The sequence below is a fragment of the Limimaricola cinnabarinus LL-001 genome (assembly GCF_000466965.1).
Lineage (GTDB): Bacteria > Pseudomonadota > Alphaproteobacteria > Rhodobacterales > Rhodobacteraceae > Limimaricola > Limimaricola cinnabarinus.
In genome coordinates this window covers 1-17,271 of sequence record NZ_BATB01000021.1, presented here as the reverse complement: position 1 = coordinate 17,271, position 17,271 = coordinate 1, and the positions used below count along the sequence as shown (strand labels likewise).

14 protein-coding genes and 4 pseudogenes are annotated in these 17,271 nt (G+C 63.8%); 10 read left to right on the top strand and 8 right to left on the bottom strand.

From position 1 onward, the window contains the following. Nucleotides 1–320: 320 nt before the first annotated feature. Nucleotides 321–1,631 carry an MFS transporter gene (locus MBELCI_RS09115; protein WP_021693901.1) on the bottom strand — a complete coding sequence of 437 codons (1,311 nt, stop codon included), beginning with the start codon at nucleotides 1,629–1,631 and terminating at the stop codon, nucleotides 321–323. Beyond that, the gene (locus MBELCI_RS09110; RefSeq protein WP_021693900.1) at nucleotides 1,628–2,482 is read right to left on the bottom strand and encodes a sterol desaturase family protein; all 855 of its coding nucleotides are present in this window, start codon (nucleotides 2,480–2,482) and stop codon (nucleotides 1,628–1,630) included. Before MBELCI_RS09110 ends, MBELCI_RS09115 begins: the two co-directional genes overlap by 4 nt. 85 nt (nucleotides 2,483–2,567) lie before the next feature. Here MBELCI_RS09110 and MBELCI_RS09105 point away from each other — a divergent pair, with 85 nt between their 5' ends. Together MBELCI_RS09105 and MBELCI_RS09095 are read left to right on the top strand one after the other, a co-directional pair. Then, nucleotides 2,568–3,230 (top strand): ArsR/SmtB family transcription factor, encoded by a 663-nt coding sequence (locus MBELCI_RS09105; protein WP_045319927.1) that lies wholly within the window; start codon nucleotides 2,568–2,570, stop codon nucleotides 3,228–3,230. Nucleotides 3,231–3,424: 194 nt separating this feature from the next. Beyond that, nucleotides 3,425–4,548 (top strand): IS3 family transposase gene (locus tag MBELCI_RS09095; RefSeq protein WP_110546419.1). Its coding sequence is split into 2 segments (ribosomal slippage): nucleotides 3,425–3,686 and nucleotides 3,686–4,548, totalling 1,125 coding nucleotides; the frame shifts between segments, so codons are not numbered across the junction. Nucleotides 4,549–4,681: 133 nt separating this feature from the next. Here MBELCI_RS09095 and MBELCI_RS09090 read toward each other — a convergent pair. The 3 genes from MBELCI_RS09090 to MBELCI_RS09080 are packed head-to-tail and all read right to left on the bottom strand — an operon-like array spanning nucleotide 4,682 to nucleotide 5,959. Then, nucleotides 4,682–5,125 carry a hypothetical protein gene (locus tag MBELCI_RS09090; protein WP_021693896.1) on the bottom strand — a complete coding sequence of 148 codons (444 nt, stop codon included), beginning with the start codon at nucleotides 5,123–5,125 and terminating at the stop codon, nucleotides 4,682–4,684. Next, nucleotides 5,122–5,568 (bottom strand): hypothetical protein, encoded by a 447-nt coding sequence (locus tag MBELCI_RS09085; protein ID WP_045319925.1) that lies wholly within the window; start codon nucleotides 5,566–5,568, stop codon nucleotides 5,122–5,124. The genes MBELCI_RS09090 and MBELCI_RS09085 overlap by 4 nt, the downstream gene beginning before the upstream one ends. Before the next feature lie 4 nt (nucleotides 5,569–5,572). Then, nucleotides 5,573–5,959 carry a hypothetical protein gene (locus tag MBELCI_RS09080; RefSeq protein ID WP_045319924.1) on the bottom strand — a complete coding sequence of 129 codons (387 nt, stop codon included), beginning with the start codon at nucleotides 5,957–5,959 and terminating at the stop codon, nucleotides 5,573–5,575. Nucleotides 5,960–6,232: 273 nt separating this feature from the next. Here MBELCI_RS09080 and MBELCI_RS09070 point away from each other — a divergent pair. Both MBELCI_RS09070 and MBELCI_RS09065 read left to right on the top strand, forming a co-directional pair. Next, nucleotides 6,233–7,176: pseudogene (locus MBELCI_RS09070) on the top strand (IS3 family transposase); the annotation flags it as partial. 113 nt (nucleotides 7,177–7,289) lie between these two features. After that, nucleotides 7,290–8,251: pseudogene (locus MBELCI_RS09065) on the top strand (IS1595 family transposase). Here the strand turns inward: MBELCI_RS09065 and MBELCI_RS09060 are convergent. Then, entirely contained in the window at nucleotides 8,208–8,675 is a 468-nt protein-coding gene (locus MBELCI_RS09060) for a hypothetical protein (RefSeq protein ID WP_045319935.1), read from the bottom strand. The pseudogene MBELCI_RS09065 and the gene MBELCI_RS09060 sit on opposite strands and share 44 nt — an antisense overlap. A 79-nt stretch (nucleotides 8,676–8,754) precedes the next feature. On the opposite strand from MBELCI_RS09060, the pseudogene MBELCI_RS19865 reads away from it, so the two are divergent. Further along, a pseudogene (locus MBELCI_RS19865) lies at nucleotides 8,755–8,907 on the top strand (integrase core domain-containing protein); the annotation flags it as partial. 3 nt (nucleotides 8,908–8,910) lie between these two features. Here the strand turns inward: MBELCI_RS19865 and MBELCI_RS09055 are convergent. Further along, nucleotides 8,911–11,478, bottom strand: a complete 2,568-nt coding sequence (locus MBELCI_RS09055) for a PAS domain-containing protein (RefSeq protein ID WP_021693889.1) — start codon at nucleotides 11,476–11,478, stop codon at nucleotides 8,911–8,913. Between MBELCI_RS09055 and MBELCI_RS21010 the strand changes: the two genes are divergently transcribed. The 5 genes and pseudogenes from MBELCI_RS21010 to MBELCI_RS22550 all read left to right on the top strand — a co-directional run. Next, nucleotides 11,407–12,552 carry a PAS domain-containing protein gene (locus MBELCI_RS21010; RefSeq protein WP_131505522.1) on the top strand — a complete coding sequence of 382 codons (1,146 nt, stop codon included), beginning with the start codon at nucleotides 11,407–11,409 and terminating at the stop codon, nucleotides 12,550–12,552. The two genes, MBELCI_RS09055 and MBELCI_RS21010, sit on opposite strands and share 72 nt — an antisense overlap. Continuing rightward, entirely contained in the window at nucleotides 12,458–13,282 is an 825-nt protein-coding gene (locus MBELCI_RS19290) for a sensor histidine kinase (protein ID WP_081698525.1), read from the top strand. The genes MBELCI_RS21010 and MBELCI_RS19290 overlap by 95 nt, the downstream gene beginning before the upstream one ends. Beyond that, entirely contained in the window at nucleotides 13,279–13,653 is a 375-nt protein-coding gene (locus MBELCI_RS09045; protein WP_045319923.1) for a response regulator, read from the top strand. The genes MBELCI_RS19290 and MBELCI_RS09045 overlap by 4 nt, the downstream gene beginning before the upstream one ends. Before the next feature lie 433 nt (nucleotides 13,654–14,086). Beyond that, on the top strand, nucleotides 14,087–15,346 hold the full coding sequence (locus MBELCI_RS09040; RefSeq protein ID WP_021693885.1) for a cation:proton antiporter domain-containing protein: 1,260 nt from the start codon (nucleotides 14,087–14,089) through the stop codon (nucleotides 15,344–15,346). A gap of 86 nt (nucleotides 15,347–15,432) precedes the next feature. Beyond that, a pseudogene (locus tag MBELCI_RS22550) lies at nucleotides 15,433–15,642 on the top strand (YkvA family protein); the annotation flags it as partial. 20 nt (nucleotides 15,643–15,662) lie between these two features. Here MBELCI_RS22550 and MBELCI_RS21575 read toward each other — a convergent pair. Further along, the coding region (locus MBELCI_RS21575) for a Fe2+-dependent dioxygenase (RefSeq protein ID WP_052512701.1) at nucleotides 15,663–17,271 on the bottom strand (1,609 nt) is incomplete at its 5' end.

The window sequence follows — 17,271 nt, the reverse complement described above, 5'->3', positions numbered from 1 at the left end:
CTTATCAGCCATAGAAGCGGATTGTCGGACTACGTGCCAAATCCTACCTCAAACGGCCGTTTGCTGCGCGGCGTATGAACTTACACTCAGCGAACCTATCTGCCGTTCGCAGCGGTTGCTCACTTCACGCTGCACCTGCGCAGTCGTCCGATCTGATCAGCGGATAACCGGACAAACGCAGAGGCCGCTTCGTCAGACGAATGGTCCGGCATCATGCCGCTCTCACGGACCATCGACGGTGCCAGAGCAGGCACAGCGCAGCGGCGGCGAGCCACGGCAACAGAAGGATCGAAAGCAGACCCAGACGGCGGGCAAGGGTGTCAGGCACCTGCGATCCCCCGAGGATTGGCGGGGTTCAGCCGCGGGTGGGTCTCCTCGGCCAGCCACAGCAGCACGGCGCCGGACAGAAACATTGAGATCGCCACGAACCAGAAGGCGGCCTCCGCCGCGCCCGTCAGGCTGGCGGCAAGCCCGAGGCCGAGCGCGCCGAGGGCATAGCCGAGGTCGCGCCAGAAGCGGTAGATGCCGATAGCCGAGCCACGCCAAGCGGGTGGAGTGATGTCCGCGACCGCCGCTGAGAGGTTGGGGTAAAGCAGCGCCATCCCGAAGCCCGCCACCCCGGCCGAGACCGACCACCAGAGCGCGCCCGTGCCCATCACCACCATCGCCACGCCCGCGCCGCATATCCACATGCCCAGCAGGTTGGGCCAAAAGCGGCCGACATGGTCCGACAGCCGCCCGGTGAACAGCTGCGAGCCGCCCCAGACAAAGCCATAGACACCGACGATCCAGCCGACTTCGGTGAGGCTGGCCCCCTCTCCCACGAGGAAGACCGGGAAGAGCGTCCAGACCAGCGCATCGACGAACTTCTCCACGAGGCCCGCCTGGGAGATCGCGAAGAGGCGGCGGTCACGCCAGCTCATCAGCGCGAAGACCTCACCCGTGGTGGGGTGCTCGGACACGCCCTGCGGATAGCGCGGCAGGAACTTCGGCGGCGCAGCCTTGTGCGCTGCGGTCTCCGCCTTGGCCCAAGAGAGCGTGTCCTTCACCCAGACCACGGTGAGCAGCAGCGCCAGCAGGACAACGGCCATCCCGAAGACCAGAAGCCCCGTCCGCGTGCCCAGCCACTCGGCGGCATAGGCGGTCAGGATGCCCGCAATCGCCACGCCGACGTAGCCCGCGAACTCATTCAGCCCCATGGTGAGGCCGCGTTCTTCGGCCTTGGTGATGTCGAGCTTCGCGGTCTGCGTCATCGACCAGCAGAGGCCTTGGTTGACGCCCAGAAACACGGTCGCCGCGACGATCCAGTTCCAGTCGGGCGCATACCAGATCATCACCGGGATCGGCAGCGCCACGACCCAGCCCCAGAACAGCACCCGCTTGCGCCCGATGCGTTCCGACCACCGCCCGGCGACGAAGTTCATCACCGCCTTCACCGCGCCGAAGGCCACCACGAAGGAGGCGAGCAGCAGAAACGAGCCGCGCTCCAGCCCGAACTCGCTCTCGGCCAGCGCGGGAACCACCGTTCGGGTCATGCCGATGGCAAAGCCCACCAGCATCACCTGGATCAGTTGATGCGCGACTTGGGTCCTGTTCTCGCGGATGCCGCGCGTGAACTCGCTTGCGGTCATTCGGTGGGCTCCTTCTTCGTGTTCTGGGGATCGAGCGCATGGCCCGATGCTGGCCCGCGCAGGGGCTGGATCAACATTCTGTCGAGCCAGAGATCGCGGCGTGTGCGGAACTGCTCGATCCCAATCTCCATCCCCTCATGTCCCTTGGTAGGCTGGGCGATGTAGGTGCCCAGCAAACGGTCCCACCACGGCAGGTTGAAGCCGTAGTTCGAGTTGGTCTCGCGCGGGTCGATGGAATGATGAACACGGTGCATGTCGGGCGTCACGACGAACAGGCGCAGAACCCGGTCGACGGGGCGCGGCAAGTCGATATTGGCATGGTTGAACAGCGCGGTGGCGTTCAGGATCACCTCGAACAGCAGCACTGCAACGGCGGGGGGGCCGAGGACCGCCACAACAGCGAGCTTGATCCCCATCGAGATCAGGATCTCGACGGGATGGAACCGCAGGCCGGTGGTGGCGTCGAAGTCGAGATCGGCATGGTGCATCCGGTGCAGCCGCCAGAGACCGGGAATTGTGTGGAACATCACGTGCTGAAGGTAGATCATGAGATCGAGCAGCAGCATCGAGACGACGACCGCCACCCAGAAAGGCGCGTCGATGTTGTTGAGCAGCCCCCAGCCGCGCTCCTCGGCCATGGCGGCAAGGCCGACGGCGATGATCGGGAAGGTCAGCCGCAAGATCGCAGTATCGACCACAACGAGCCCAAGGTTGTTAGTCCAGCGGATCACTCTGGGGATCTCGCGCCGCCTGCGTGGTGCTGCCAACTCCCACAGTGCCATAGCCACCAGAACGCCCAGGAAGGCGGCAAGGCGGATCGCGGGCTCCGCAGCGAGAATGCTCTCGGACATGAGGCGACCTTCCGGCTTGTGGGACGCGATAGAAGTGCTATGCTTCAATCATACGCTTGAATGATGTATCGTCAGGAGGTGCCAGATGTCAATCAGTCCGAAGATAGCCCTTCTTGAGGAATACGCCTTGGTGGCACGCGCGCTGTCGGCGCCGGCGCGGCTTTCGATCCTCGAGCAACTGGCGCAGGGAGAGCGGGGCGTGGAGGCGTTGGCCGATAAGACCGGCCTTACGCTGGCGAACTGCTCGCAGCATCTGCAACAGCTGCGGCGTGCCGCGCTGGTCACCAGCCGGCGCGAGGGCAAGGCCGTGATCTACCGGCTGACCGACGCGAAGACGCTCGATCTGATGGACCTCCTGCGCATCGTGGCCGAGCGGAACCTGGCCCAGGTCGAGCGCATCCTGCGCGGCCTTTCGGGGGGCGAAGAAGCCCCTGATCCAGTCAGCCGCGCCGACCTTGCGGCCCGGCTCGCAGAGGGCTCCGTGACGGTGCTGGATATCAGACCGGCAGACGAATTTGCCGCCGGCCACATCCCCGGCGCGCTGAACGCGACCCTGGCGGATCTCGAGCAGGTGCTCATCATGCTCCCGAACGATGCGGAGATCGTCGCCTATTGCCGTGGGCCATACTGTGTTTACGCCCACCAAGCGGTTGCGGCGCTTCGTAAGCGTGGCCTCAACGCCCGGCGGCTCGACGGAGGCCTGCCGGAATGGCGCAAGGACGGGAGGCCGGTTGTGACTGCACCATGAACTGGCTGGTCCGTCACAAAGGGCAGCGGACTATTTCAAATTGAATGCACCGCAAACCAACTCGGTTCATGAGCAAGAAAGTCGCCCGCGCCGCGGACCGCCCGCGGCGAGGCGCTGGTCCCCTCCCAACTTCTTGGACCAGGTTGCGTGAGAGGTTTCCGGCTACGATGGCCCACATGAGGAGGTCGGAGCTGATGAAGAAATCCAAGTTCAATGACCAGCAGATCGCCTTTGCGCTGCAACAGGCGGAGCAAGGCACCGCCGTCGAGGAGGTGTGCCGGAAGATGGGGGTCAGCCAGGCGACCTTCTACCGGTGGAAAAAGGTCTACGGAGGACTGATGCCGTCCGAGGTGCGGCGTCTCAAGCAGCTCGAGGAAGAGAACGCCCGGTTGCGTCGGCTCGTCGCCGATCTGTCGCTCGACAAGGAAATGTTGACCGAGGTCATACGAAAAAAGATCTGACCCCGACGCGGTGTCGAGAGATGATCGACTTCGTGAAGACCGTGTTCGGGGTATCCATCCGACGGGCGTGCCGGGCGGTGCAGGCGCCGCGCTCCACCTATCATTACGTGGCGCGGCGGCCGCCGCAGGAGATGCTGAGAAAGCGTATCCGCGAGTTGGCCGAAACCCATGTCCGTTATGGCTACCGGCGCATCCACATCCTTCTGTGCCGGGAGGGCTGGCGCGTGAACGTGAAGCGGGTCAGGCGCCTCTACAACCTCGAAGGCCTTCAGGTGCGACTGAAGCCGCCACGACGGCGGGTGATGGCCAAGCTCAGAAGTGATCGCAGCGATGCCATGGGTCCGAATGAAGTCTGGGCGATGGACTGGATGTTCGACGAGACCTTCGACGGGAAACGACTTTGGGTCCTGACCATGATCGACACCTGGAGCCGGGTCTCGCCAGGCATACGGGTTTGCCGCTCCGCCACGGCGATGGAGGTCGTCGAGGCCCTCGATGAGGCCTGCCAGCGCCACGGCTTTCCAAGGTCGATCCGGGTCGATCAAGGCTGTCAGTTCACCTCGAAAGAGCTCGATCTATGGGCTTACGGAAATGGGGTCGTGCTGGACTTCAGTCGGCCCGGGAAGCCAACCGACAATGCGTATGCCGAGAGTTTCAACGCCATCGTGCGCATGGAGTGCTTGGGACAGCATTGGTTCATGGATCTGGACGACGCCCGCGAAAAGCTCGAAACTTGGCGTCAGGAATACAACGAAGTGAGACCGCATGGCGCAATTGGTGATAGGCCGCCGAGCGCCATGCTACCAAGGCCGGGAGTGGACCTCCCGATCGTCCAACCGCCGGAATTTCTCAGATGAGGCGGTCCAGATTTCGGGGTGGGGCCAGAAGGCCGAAAGGTCGCATTGCTCTTGAACCAAGAATGGGGTGAAGCCCGAACTGGCTCGAAAGCCTGCTTCAGGGAGGACCACTTTTCAGGAGGCAGGCCAAGGGTCATGCGGCTTCGAGACGCTTAGCACACTCAGAGAGGCGCTGATGGGCTGAGAGCTTAGCGCGGCGGCTGATCTCGGAGATGGTTTCACGGAGGGCGATCGTCACTCTATCATGATCATACTCGAGGCCCTCGATGTATTGGTCATACTGCGCCCACAGGGTACCGTCATACTTGAGATAAAAATCTCGGCGCGCATCATTGCTTAGATTCTCCTCTTTGCTCAGATATTCGATGACCTCATCGAAATCGGCGCCTTCGAGAGCGAAGGCATAATTGGAGAGCGCGGCCTCGGCGATGACGACCTGAAGCTCAGCAGACTCATACCCATCTGCTTGGGCGAGGATTTCCTCATTGTCGAAGCAATCGAAGCCCATTCGGGCACGTTCGATATTCTCGCTCAGCTCGCAAATCGTCTCGACGATATCCGGGATGGGGTGCTTCATGCTGCCACTTCAAGACGCTTAGCGCACTCGGCGAGGCGCTGATGATTGGAGAGGGCCTCACGCCGAGCGATCTCGGCACAAGCGGCAGAACGGGCGGTCTGGAGTTGGAAGTAATCGACCTCGATGTCCTCCGAGAGATCGTCATACAGCTCCCATGGGATCAGGCCACGGTCGAGGTCAAACTCCTCTCGGCGATCACCGATGCTGATTTCCTCTTCACAGATATAGACGAGGATCGCGTCGAGATCTGCGTTGTCGAAAGAGAGCGCAAACCGCGCAAGCATAAGCTCGGCATCAATGACGCGGAGATCGGCCGCCTCGAATGCCGGAGTCCGGGCGATGCCGTCCTCATCGTCGAAGTGATGGAGATGGAGGGTGACGTCTTCGAGGTGACGATACAGAGCCGAGAACGTCTCGACGGCGTGGGGGAGGGAGTGTTTCATCGGATCAGGCCTCCGCGCCCATCGCACGCAGAGCACGCGGGCCCTCCATTTTTTCGACGTATTGAGCCTGCCATATGCCGGAGTAGATGCCTGTCGTATTGAGATAGTCATAGGTGCCCAGCTCATCCATCGGAGTATCATCGTTGGAGCCGATGAGGGCCAATATCTCGGGCTGATCATGATTGGATATGCCACACTCACGGCAAGCGGCCATTGCTGCGGCGGATAGGCTTTCAGGCTCACCCTTCACGGGGATCCATGTGATCTGCTTGCCATATTCGTTAAATGCATCGCAGCAGAAGTGGCCGTCACTTGCATCGAAGAAGTCCAGCTTATACTTACTGAGATCATAGAGGCCAAATGTTGGTGCGGCGGCGATTTCTTTCTTCATCGTATTCTCCAATCAATGTAGGCGCCATCGCCTCACAGATTGGATTTAGTTTTCTTAAAGACCCCGGAAAAACCAAAAACGCAGAAATTTTAAAAATCTTACTGGAGGTCAAGCAATCGCGCCGGGCAGGTTTCCTACACAGAATATCGTTTGTGTAGGAGGGCCCACCGGGCGGATCACACGCCCCGAAGATACATGATCGCCCTGAGCTGCCCCCACTGAAGTGCTCCGCCCACTGAGATAGATTTATCTCGTCAGGAGGAGGACGAAGCGATGGGTGGAAAGCGCGAGAAGCCCGAGGACATCGTGCTGAAGCTGCGGCAGATTGAGGTGCTGCACAGCCAAGGCATGCCGGTCGCCGATGCGGTGCGCCAGGTCGGGATCACGCAGCAGAGCTACTACAGGTGGCGGCGGCAATACGGCGGCATGAGCCGGTCTCAGCTGAAGCGGCTGAAGGAGCTGGAGAAGGAGAACCAGCGGCTCCGGCGGGCGGTCTCCGACTTGACGCTCGACAAGCTCATCTTGGCTGAGGCGGCGCGGGGAAACTTCTGAGCCCCTCGCGCCGACGCCAGTGCATCGACCATGTGCGGCAGGAACTGGGCGTATCCGAGCGCCGCGCTTGCCGCACACTCGGCCAGCATCGCTCCACGCAGAGAAAGGTGCCGCGCGGCCGGCCAGACGAAGCGCGCCTGACGGCGGACATCATCGAGCTGGCGCGCCAGTATGGTCGCTACGGATACCGTCCCATCACTGCGCTGCTGAAACAGTCCGGCTGGCAGGTGAACCTCAAGCGGGTCGAGCGCATCTGGAAACGCGAGGGGCTGAAAGTCCCGCAGAAGCAGAAAAAGCGAAGCCGGCTGTGGCTGAGCGACGGCTCGTGCGTCCGGCTGCGGCCGGAGCGGCCGAACCACGTCTGGTCCTACGACTTCGTCCAGGACCGGACGCATGATGGCCGAGCCTACCGCATCCTCAACATCATCGACGAGTTCACGAAGGAGGCGCTGATGATCCGTGTCGATCGGAAGCTCAACTCCACCGACGTGGTGGACGCCCTGACCGACCTGTTCATCCTGCGCGGGCCGCCCGAGTTCATTCGCTCCGACAACGGGCCCGAATTCGTGGCCACGAAGGTGCGGGACTGGATCGAGGCCGTCGGTGCCAGGACCGCCTTCATCGAACCGGGATCACCCTGGGAGAACGGCTATTGCGAGAGTTTCACGCCCGCTTCCGCAACGAGCTGCTCCGGTCTTAGGTAGCAGATGCACCAAGCCCTTGCTTTGGATCTTGGATGGGAACAGGATGGGAACATGTTTCGCGTAGCGAGGCGACCATGTCCCAGCATTTCCTGCTTTCCGCCGCCGCCCGGACCCTGTCGCTCAGGACGATCTACGAGGAAGGGGAGGACGCCGCGTATCGGCGGTTCTGTCGGCTGCGATGGCCTGGGACGGAGGGCGCTCCGGTCTGCCCGCTCTGCGGTTGCCTCGACATCTACGACCTGAGCACCCGGCGCCGGTTCAAATGCGCGGCCTGCCATCGGCAGTTCAGCGTCACCTCCGGCACCGTTTTCGCCTCGCGCAAGCTGGCCTTCGTCGATCTGCTCGGGGCGGTCTGCCTGTTCGTGAACGCCGCCAAGGGTCTGTCCGCGGTCCAGCTTTCGCGGGATCTGGACGTGCAGCACAAGACGGCCTTCGTGCTGATGCACAAGCTGCGGGAGACGATGACACTCGAGACCCGGGAGACCCGGCTCGAGGGTGAGGTGGAAGTGGACGGGGCCGTGTTCGGTGGCCAGGTCCGGCCCGCCAACGCGCGCGACGACCGGGTCGACCGCCGCCTGCTCGCCAACCGCAGCGGCAAGCGCAGGGTGGTTGTCGTTCTGCGCCAGCACGGTGGCAGGACGCTGCCCCGGAGCTTCCTGCGCGAAGCCAGGCTCTCGATTTCGCCCGGGAACGGATTGCCTCCGGCAGCGTCATCTCGGCCGACGAGGTAGCGCACTGGGACGTCCTCGAGCCCGACTTCGAGATGAAACGCGTCAATCATTCCGAGGCCTACAGCCGCGAGGGCGTTCATACCAACCTGGCCGAGAGCTACTTCTCGCGGCTGCGGCGCATGATCGGCGGCCAGCACCTTCGGGTGGAGGGGCACTACCTCGATGCCTATGCCGCGCACGCCGCCTGGCTCGAGGATCACCGCTTCGACAGCAACGGCGGCCTCGCGGACCGTCTCATCGGCGGCGCGATGGCGGCGCCTGTCAGCCGGGCGTGGAAGGGGTATTGGCAACGACGCGCAGCGTGACGGCGTCTCCGGCGCTCCAGACGCACATGCCTTTGCGCTTTTCCACCAGCCGGACGAGCCGCCGGTGCCTGGCGTGCCGCAGCGCCTGGACGACCTTGAACACGACCGAGTTCCGCAACGCCGTGTCCGACACCTCGAGGCCGCGCTCGATCATCACCCGCTCCGCCAGTTCCCGGGTGGTCAGCTCGGCGTCCACCCCCAGATGCTGCACGCAGATGTCGGCAATCTCGCCCTTCTTGAAGAAGCCGTGGCTCACGATGTAGCGCGCACGCCGGCGTTCGGGCACTGCGAACAGCTCGATCGTCGCGTTCACATGCGCAAGGTCATGCTTCGCATGGGCGATCTGCGTCTCGTAGGCCTTGATCTGTCCAAGAATCTCGGCGCGCTTCTGCGTCAATGTCTGGATGATCAGGGGCTCGGCCATGCCGCCATTGCAGCGAACTTCGCCGGCCCGGTCCATCCGGCAAACTGGTGCATCTGCTACCTAAGACCGAGCTGCTCGACGGGAGATCTTCTACACGCTGCGCGAGGCACAGATCCTGATCGAGAGATGGCGGAGGCACTACAACACCGTCCGGCCCCACAGCGCCCTTGGCTATCGCCCGCCAGCACCAGAAAGCATCGTGCCCGTCGACCGGAGGCCAACCATGCATTAACAATTAACTTGGAGCACTCAGTTGGGGCAGCTCAGCGGATCTGCCGGCTTCAGCGGCGAGGTCAAAACAACAGGCACTCGTCCGAGCAGGTGAAGCGCCAGCGAAAGCCTTCAGGCGGATAGGCGAGTTCAACTTCGCCCGAGAACGCCCCCTGCACCAGCCGGTCGAGCACGATGCTTCCGAAGCCTTGCGGGTGGGGGCCTCGACCGGCGGTCCGTCGCGCTCGGCCCAGCATACGGTCAGCTGCCTGTCTCCATGCTCCGTCTTGGAGACATCCCAGACGATATCGACGTGACCGGTTTCCTGCGAGAGCGCACCATACTTGCCGGCATTCGTGGCCAGTTCGTGGAACGCCATGCCGAGTGTCTGGGCGGCCTTTGCGGTGATCGCGGTCTCCGGCCCTTGCAGATGGATGCGCGTCCCGATCAGGTCGCCGAAATGCGCCAGCTGACCGCGCACCAGATCCTCGAGCCGAACGCCGTTCCAGTCGTCATTGACGAGCAGGTCGTGCGAATGCGCGAGCGCCTGCAACCGGCTCTCAAAGCGAGACATGAAGTCCTCGGGATCGGTCTGCCAGATCTGCCGGGCAATCGCCTGAACCAGCGAGAGCGTGTTCTTGGCCCGATGATTGATCTCCCGCATCAGGAACTCAGCGTGCTCCTTCGCCTTCTCTCGAGCGGTCACATCAAAACCGGAGGCGACGATTTCTCGAACGCTTCCATCGTCGTTGAGGATGGGCGACAGCAGCATGTCGATTGTCATGCGCCCGTCGTCCGGAACGCGCACCACAGCGTCGTAGCGCACGACCTCACCGGTGGCCGCCCGCGCGACAGCCGCGCGCAGTTGCTCCACTACCTCTGGATCGTAAGACCATCCGTATGTCTCCCAGGCCAGCTGTCCGATGACCTCGCTCCGCCCGACGCCGCCTGCCTCGAGCGCCATCGCGTTCGCTTCCACGATCCGCCCGTCGAGATCGAGCGTGCCGATGAAGGCGACGGCGTTGTCGAGCACCAGGCGCAGCCGCTCGGCGCTGTCGCGGGTCTGCCGTTCCATGCGATGCCGCTCGGTGACATCGAAGACGACGCCGATCATCCTGATGGGACGACCGCCCTCATACCGGATGACCCGGCCGCGTCCGGCGATATGGCGAATGTCCCCGTCGGCCCGCCGGACCTGGAACACGGCATCGAAGTTTTTGCCGGTTTCAATGGAGCGCTCGAGTTCTGCCTGAACCGTCTCCCTGTCACCGGGATGGATCATCCTGAAAAACAGATCCGTCGAGCACGGCGTGGCGGGGTCGAGCCCCAGAAGCTTATAGAGCGTCGGAGTCCAGACGACATCGCCTGAGGCGAGATCGAAATCCCATGCCCCCATGTTGGCCGCCTCATGGGAGAGGTGCAGCCGCTCCTCGCTCTCGCGCAGTGCCGCTTCCTGGGCGGTGCGGCCGGAGAGGTCGTAGAAGTAGCAGGCCACCCCGGGCCGGCCGTCCGGCAACCGGATCTGCTCCAGGGCCCATGCGTAGGTTTCATCGGCATCGCGGTCGCGTCGATGCTCCTGCGCCAGCAGGTCGCGATACGTCTTCCCCGTATCGAGGGTGTTCCGGATGCGGGCGACAACATCCGACACGAAGGGCTCGGACCAGATCGCGCGCAGCAATTCGCGGTGATCGCGACCGACCAGTGGAGTGATCCCGCCGAAGGCTTTCGCGGCGCCCGCGCTGACCTGCACCAGCCGAAAGTCCTCATCGATCACGCAGATGCCGAAGGGCGCCCGTTCAATCACCTGTCGAAAGGTAACCGAGCCTGCCGGGGTTGCGGGATGGGTCCGCTTGCTCTCGGTGATGTCGGTGATCGTGCCGCGAATGCGCCAAGCCAGACCGCTGGCCGGGTCCAGTGGACCCACGGCCTCTCCCCGGTCCCTGATCCACCGAACTCCGCCGTCCTGCTGGAAAAAGCGATACTCGATCTCGAAGGGGCCCAGCCTGCGATACGCCGTATCCTGCAAGTCGCGTAGGCGATCACGGTCCTCGGGGTGAACCCGCTCTTCAGTGATACGGTCCAGATCGAGGTCCCGCTCAGGCGGCAGATCGAGAACCCGAAACATCTCCTCGGACCACCAGGGCTTCGCCTGCGCCACATCATACTCGTAGAAACCGATGCCCCGCGCTGTGCCGAGACGGGCCTCCTGTTCCATGGCCTGGATTTCCCGCGCCCGGGTGACATCGACATTGAGGCCATGCAGAAGTCGGGCCCGCCCCTCGGCGTCGCGCTCGATGGTGCCACGGTCGTGAATGTAGCGCACATGCCCGTCGGGACGGACAATCCGGAATTCGTGCTCGTAGCTGTCTCCGGTCTCCAGATAGCTCGATATCTCGGCCTCGATCCGTATCCGATCCTCGGGGTGCACGAGTTGCAGGAAGCCCCGCTCCGCGGAAGGCGGTCGGCGAAGGCCATAGAGCTTTGTCAGTCCTTCGGACCAGACCAGCCGGTTCTCGAGGACATGCCACTCATAGGTTCCGCAGCCTGCAATCCGGTCGAGGACTTTGTCCATATCGGGATCTTTCTCGATCATCGCCTATCCCGGACAGCTCAAGGCTGTCAGCACCCGGTCCACTTCTACCGAGCGTTATCGGAGATACCATCTCATTTCGAGGAAGAACGGTGCAAGCTGGAATTACCGACAGCAATGCGACGAATGGCGGGCAGTCGAGGGGGCCAAGCTTCACATGTGCGGGAATGTCTACAGCCATTGGAAACGAACAGCATCGGCCTTAGTTTCACCCGCGCTTGGGGTCTACTGGGCCATAACAACAAGAACGGGCAGAGTTCATTCTTGACAACAACAACAACTCATACTCCTTCGGGCCAGCTCCTGGCGGCGCTCTGCGATCGTGCGAGCGAGGCACTCTTGCTTCTCGATGCCCAGAATTGCTGCGTCTTCATGAACCGGGCGGCTGAGGCGCTGACCGGCTACGGGCAAGATGAAATGCTTGGCCGGTCGCTGTGGGACGTGATCGGGCAGGATGGCGCCGATCTGTCGCTTCACGATCGCTTCCCGATCGCCAGCGGGCAGCCACAGCACGATGTCCTGGTGGACAGGAGCGGTCAGGCCCACCCGATCATTTATACCGCCAGTTCGGTGTGCGAAGGCGGCGGGGTAGTGGGCACGGTGCTGGAGCTGCGCCCGACAGGAGGTGATCTGGCGGCCATCGCGGCGCTGAAAGAAGAAACCCGCATGCTCGAGATCCTCAATCGGACCGGCAGCATGCTGGCCAGCAAGCTGGATCTCGAGGAGATCGTCCAGGCTGTCACGGAGGCGGCCACCGAGTTGGCGGGCGCTCAATTCGGTGCGTTTTTCTACAACGTGATCCGAGACGGCGAGGCACTCCAGCTCTATACACTGTCCGGCGCATCTCGCGACGCCTTCGCGGCCTTTCCGCAGCCGCGGCATACGGCCGTGTTCGAACCGACTTTCGCGCAGGGTCGCGTGGTTCGTTCTCCGGATATCCGGCGCGATCCGCGCTACGGGCGCAACCCCCCCGTTCCGCGGCATGCCGGAGAGCCACCTGCCCGTTTCAAGCTATCTCTCGGTGCCGGTCCTGGCGTGCAACGGGACAATCCATGGTGCGTTGATTTTCGGTCATGAGGATGTCGGGGTATTCACCGAGCGGAGCGAGGGCATCGTGACCGCGATTGCCGCGCAGGCGGCCGCGGCGATCGACAATGCTGCCCTGTTCGAGGCCTCGCAGCGGGAGATCGCGGACCGGCAAAAGGCGGAGGCGCACCAGAAACTCCTGATCCAGGAACTCAATCACCGTGTGAAGAACATGCTTGCGACCGTGCAGTCCATCGCGCGCCGCACCCTCCGGGGACGTGCAGAGGAAGCGGCCATGCGGTCGTTCCAGGAACGGCTGCATGCCCTGTCGCACAGCCACAGCTTGATCATGCGCCAGAACTGGCAAGCCGTCGATCTGAAGGATCTGGCCCACACCGCCTTGGCGCCATTTCTGGGCGAGGCAAAGGGGGAGGCACGCGCCCGGCTCGACGGCCCCCCTGTTTGTCTTGAGCCGAAAGTCGCTCTGGCTCTGGGCATGGGATTTCACGAACTGGTCGCCAACGCAGCCCGGCATGGTGCTCTGCGCGGCGATACCGGCTACATCGATCTGTGCTGGAGAACCATGGAAGACGGCACCTTGCATATATCCTGGACCGAAAAGGACGGTCCGCCGGTCGAAGCGTTCGACGCGTCCGGCTTCGGTTCCTATCTGCTCCGGTATGGGCTGGCGCATGAGTTGGGGGGCGACGTGCAGATGAGGGCGGACCGCTCCGGGGTGAGTTGGGACATCTTCGTCCCAGAACACGGGCAGCTTCAATGAACGGGGTTGCTCTGAACGGGTTGCGTGTTCTCGTGGTGGAGGACGAGATGCTCGTCTGCATGGATCTCATGGATATGCTTTCGGAGCTTGGCTGTATCGTGGTCGGACCGGCGGCTCGGGTGCAGCAGGCCCTGAGGATCGTCGAAGGGGAGCCTATCGATCTCGCCATGCTCGACATCAACCTCGGCCGCGAGACCAGCTATCCCATTGCCGAGCGGTTGGCGGCCTTGGGCATTCCCTACTTCTTCTCCACGGGCTACTCGGTGGTCGAACCCGCTTTCGAGAATAAGCCCCGCTTGCAAAAACCCTTCTCCGAGCGCCAGCTCTCATCCGTGTTGATGTCCCTCGGTGGGAGCATTCATTCCTCGTGATCCCTGGCCCCGGATCGCCTTGCCGAGGTGGGCAATCCGCACATTGGGGCAACGCTGGCATCACGAAGGCTCGGATGCGGACCGGGCAACCCGCGGTCTTCGCAAGATCCGCGATTTCCGCAGCTCCACCACGCGCGGAAGGGCGGGTGCGATACTTTGAGCAGAAGTCTCAACAAGACACCCCATCGGTCAGAATGAAGGCGCCAGCGCAGGGCTATCCGAGGATCAGGACAGCTCCACGGTGCCGTCCATTCCGCCATGCGGCCCCATACAAAGACGGTGATCTTGCTTTGGGGCCCAACCTTGAACCGCTGGTTCTAAAATGCCCCGGCTTCCCGGATCTCGGGGTGCGCAGCGAGCCCGCTCGTGAAGTTACGGAACCCTCATGCGGCTTTCCGTTTGGCCTTTCGATGGAGGTGGCGAAAGGACGATCATGCAGCAACTCTACCTGACAATGGCGCTCGCGGCCTTGACGGTTATGGGGCTCGGCCTGACCTCCGGTCTCTTGCAGAAGCTGCCGCTGTCCCGGCCCCTGCTGGCGCTCGCGATCGGGGTGGCTGCGGGCCCGGTGGGGCTCGGGTTGATACGGCCCGAGAACTGGGGCGATCCGCACCTTGTCCTCAAGGAAGCCGCCCGGGTGACGCTGGCCATTTCGGTCATGGGTGTGGCGCTGCGGATTCCGGCACAGGACCTGCCGCGCTTGCGGCGACCGTTGCTACTTCTCCTCGGACCAGGCCTTCTCCTGATGTGGGCCGTGTCCAGCGGCTTGGCCTGGCTCGCCTTCGGGCTGGCGCCGCTGATGGCCCTCGCGGTGGGTGCGGCGATCACTCCGACCGATCCCGTGGTCGCGGCCTCGATCGTGACCGGGCACGTCGCCAAGAGCACCTTGCCACGGGATACGAGAACCATCCTGTCGACGGAATCCGGGGCCAATGACGGGCTTGCCTACCTGCTCGTGCTCCTGCCGCTGCTGCTTCTGACGGAAGGCACCAAGGCGGGGCTGGGCCGTTTCCTGTCCCACACCATTCCGGTGGGGGTTCTTCTGGCTGTTGCCATCGGCGCTGCGCTTGGCGGCGCGGCCGCTATCATTCTGCGGGTCGGCGACCGTCGGGGCTGGGTGGCAGAAAGCTCGATCCTCGGGATGACGGTGGCGCTGTCGCTGCTGGCGGTGAGCGCTGCCCGTGCCGTGGGTTCGGACGGAATCCTCGCGTCCTTCGCCGCCGGCATCGCCTTCAACGCGCTGGTGGACCGCAAGGCCGAGATGGAGGACGAGAACGTCCAGGAGGCGGTATCCAAGCTGTTCACCCTACCGGTGTTCGTGCTGACCGGCGCGCTCCTGCCGTGGAGCGCGTGGACGGCGCAGGGCTGGGCGCTCGGGCTCTTCGCGCTTGCTGTTCTTGCGCTACGCCGACCGCTGACCCTCCTGATGCTGGCGCCCTTCATGGGGGTGAAGCGACGCGATGCCGTCTTCTTCGGCTGGTTCGGCCCCGTGGGCGTGGCGGCAATCTACTACGCGCTGCACGCGCAGGAGATGCTGCATGACCCACGGACATGGACCATCACCAGCGCCGCCGTGACAGCCTCCGTTGTGTTGCATGGCATGTCCGCCAGTATCGGAGTGTCGATCTACGGACGCCTTGCCGAAAACTCCAGTGACGAGGAGCATTCGAGGCAAGAGGTGGGTTCGGTGTGATCAGTTGGATCACTGGCGGGAAGTTGGTCGAGGGCAACCTGTTTTACAGGTTTTCCATCTTGAGGGGCGGTATTTGTCATTCGCGAATGCCAAGACAGATGCGGAAGCAATGGAACGGAGGGAGGTGCGCAGCCATGACCGCTCTGACGGAAAAGATCGGCTCTTGGGCCCGCAGCCTGAAGCGGGATGTCGTGGCGCTGTGGATCGCGTCGCGCGACCGACGCACCCCCTTGGCCGCGAAACTGGTGGCCGGAGCCGTTGCGGCCTACGCTCTGAGCCCGATCGACCTGATCCCCGACGTCATTCCGGTGCTGGGTCAGTTGGACGATCTGCTGATCGTGCCGCTCGGAATCATGCTGGCGCAACGGCTAATCCCGGCTCCGCTCATGCAGGAATTCCGGGAGGCCGCCCTGTCGCGAGCACGACCGCGCAGCGCCATCGCCGCTGCGGCTGTGATCGGTATCTGGATACTCGGGGCCGCGCTGCTGGCGATGGTCTGGCTCCGGCAGGAACCATAGCCATCGCCAAACGCGAAGCACGGAGCCGCCGCTCCGCAGCGAACCGCGGCGGAGATGCCCTCAGTCGGCAGCCCACATCCGGTAGAGGTTGCTCTTGGCCTTGAGCAGTCGATCGAAGGCCGGCGACTTGCCCTGGCTGTCGAAGACGCGCGCGCGGCAACATCGAGATCGTGCAGGACCTCGCGCCGCTCTGCCGACCGCACCCAGCTGGTGACCCAGCCGACCACGGCCACGCGCGTGCCTTGTTCGACCGGCTCCACCCGGTGCAGGGCGCTGGTCGGGTAAAGCACGAGGTCGCCGGGCTCCAGCCGGATCACCCGCTCCTCGATCGCGTCTTCCATGACGAGACCGCCGCCCTCGTAGCTGTCGGTCTCGCTCAGGAAGAGGGTGAAGGACATGTCAGTCCGGCTGCCCTTCATGATCGGGTCGTCGACATGGGTGCCGTATGCCATGCCGGGTCCATAGCGCGAGACCAGCATCCGCGCGAACTTGCGGGGCCGGGCCACGCTGGTGAACACCTCGTTGGCACTGAGCGCCTTGCGCACCTTGGCGAAGATCGCCTCGCGGGCCGGTGTGTCCGCCGCCTGCTCGTTGCTCTTCACACCCTTCGCATAGCGGCCGGCGGTGCGCCGGCCGTCTTCGAACTCAAGCGCCTCGATCGCCTCGCGCAACGCGGCGACCTCGTGGGAATCGAGGACGCCTCCGATCACATGGACCATGGGATCAGCGCAGCTCAGGGCGGAGAGCTCGACCCGCGCGGCGGCGGCATGAAGCAGGCTGGCTTCCGGCGTGGTGATGTCTTCACCGGCCGATCCGCCGAACGCGGCACCGGCTTCCTCGATCTGGGCGCGCACTTCCGCGCCGACCTCGGCCACCGCGGCCTCATCCGATGCCGCAAGTGCATCGGCCTCCGCCTTCACCGCCTCATAGATCCCGAAGGCTTCAAGGTATTCCGTCCGATCGCTCACGGCGCCGTCCGTGACCGCCTCGGCGTAGTGCTCGCCGGCCGCGCGCAGCCCCAAGGAGATCGCTTCCAGCCGATCCGCGGCCGTGGCCTCGGCCCGGGCGGCAGCCAGACGCTCGTGCAGTTCGGCAAAGCCTTGGTCGTCCGCGGCCGCTTCGAGTTCTTCGATGCGTTCATAAAGCTCGCCCGCGAGCGCCCCTTCGAGCCCGTGCTCGGCCAGTTCGGCGGCCTCCTCGATCAGCTCGGCTGCGTCCTCGCCGCTCCCGCGCTGCGCCTCGGCGGCGCGCAGCAGCCCGTCGATCACCAGCAGGCTGCGCGCATGGGCCAGAGCCGGCTCGAGCGCCGAACTGCCGCCCTCGGACTCACCTTCGCCGGCAGCAGCAGCTTCGCCCTCACCTTCGCCCTCGGCTTCCACGGTGCCTCCACCTTCGCCCTCGGCTTCC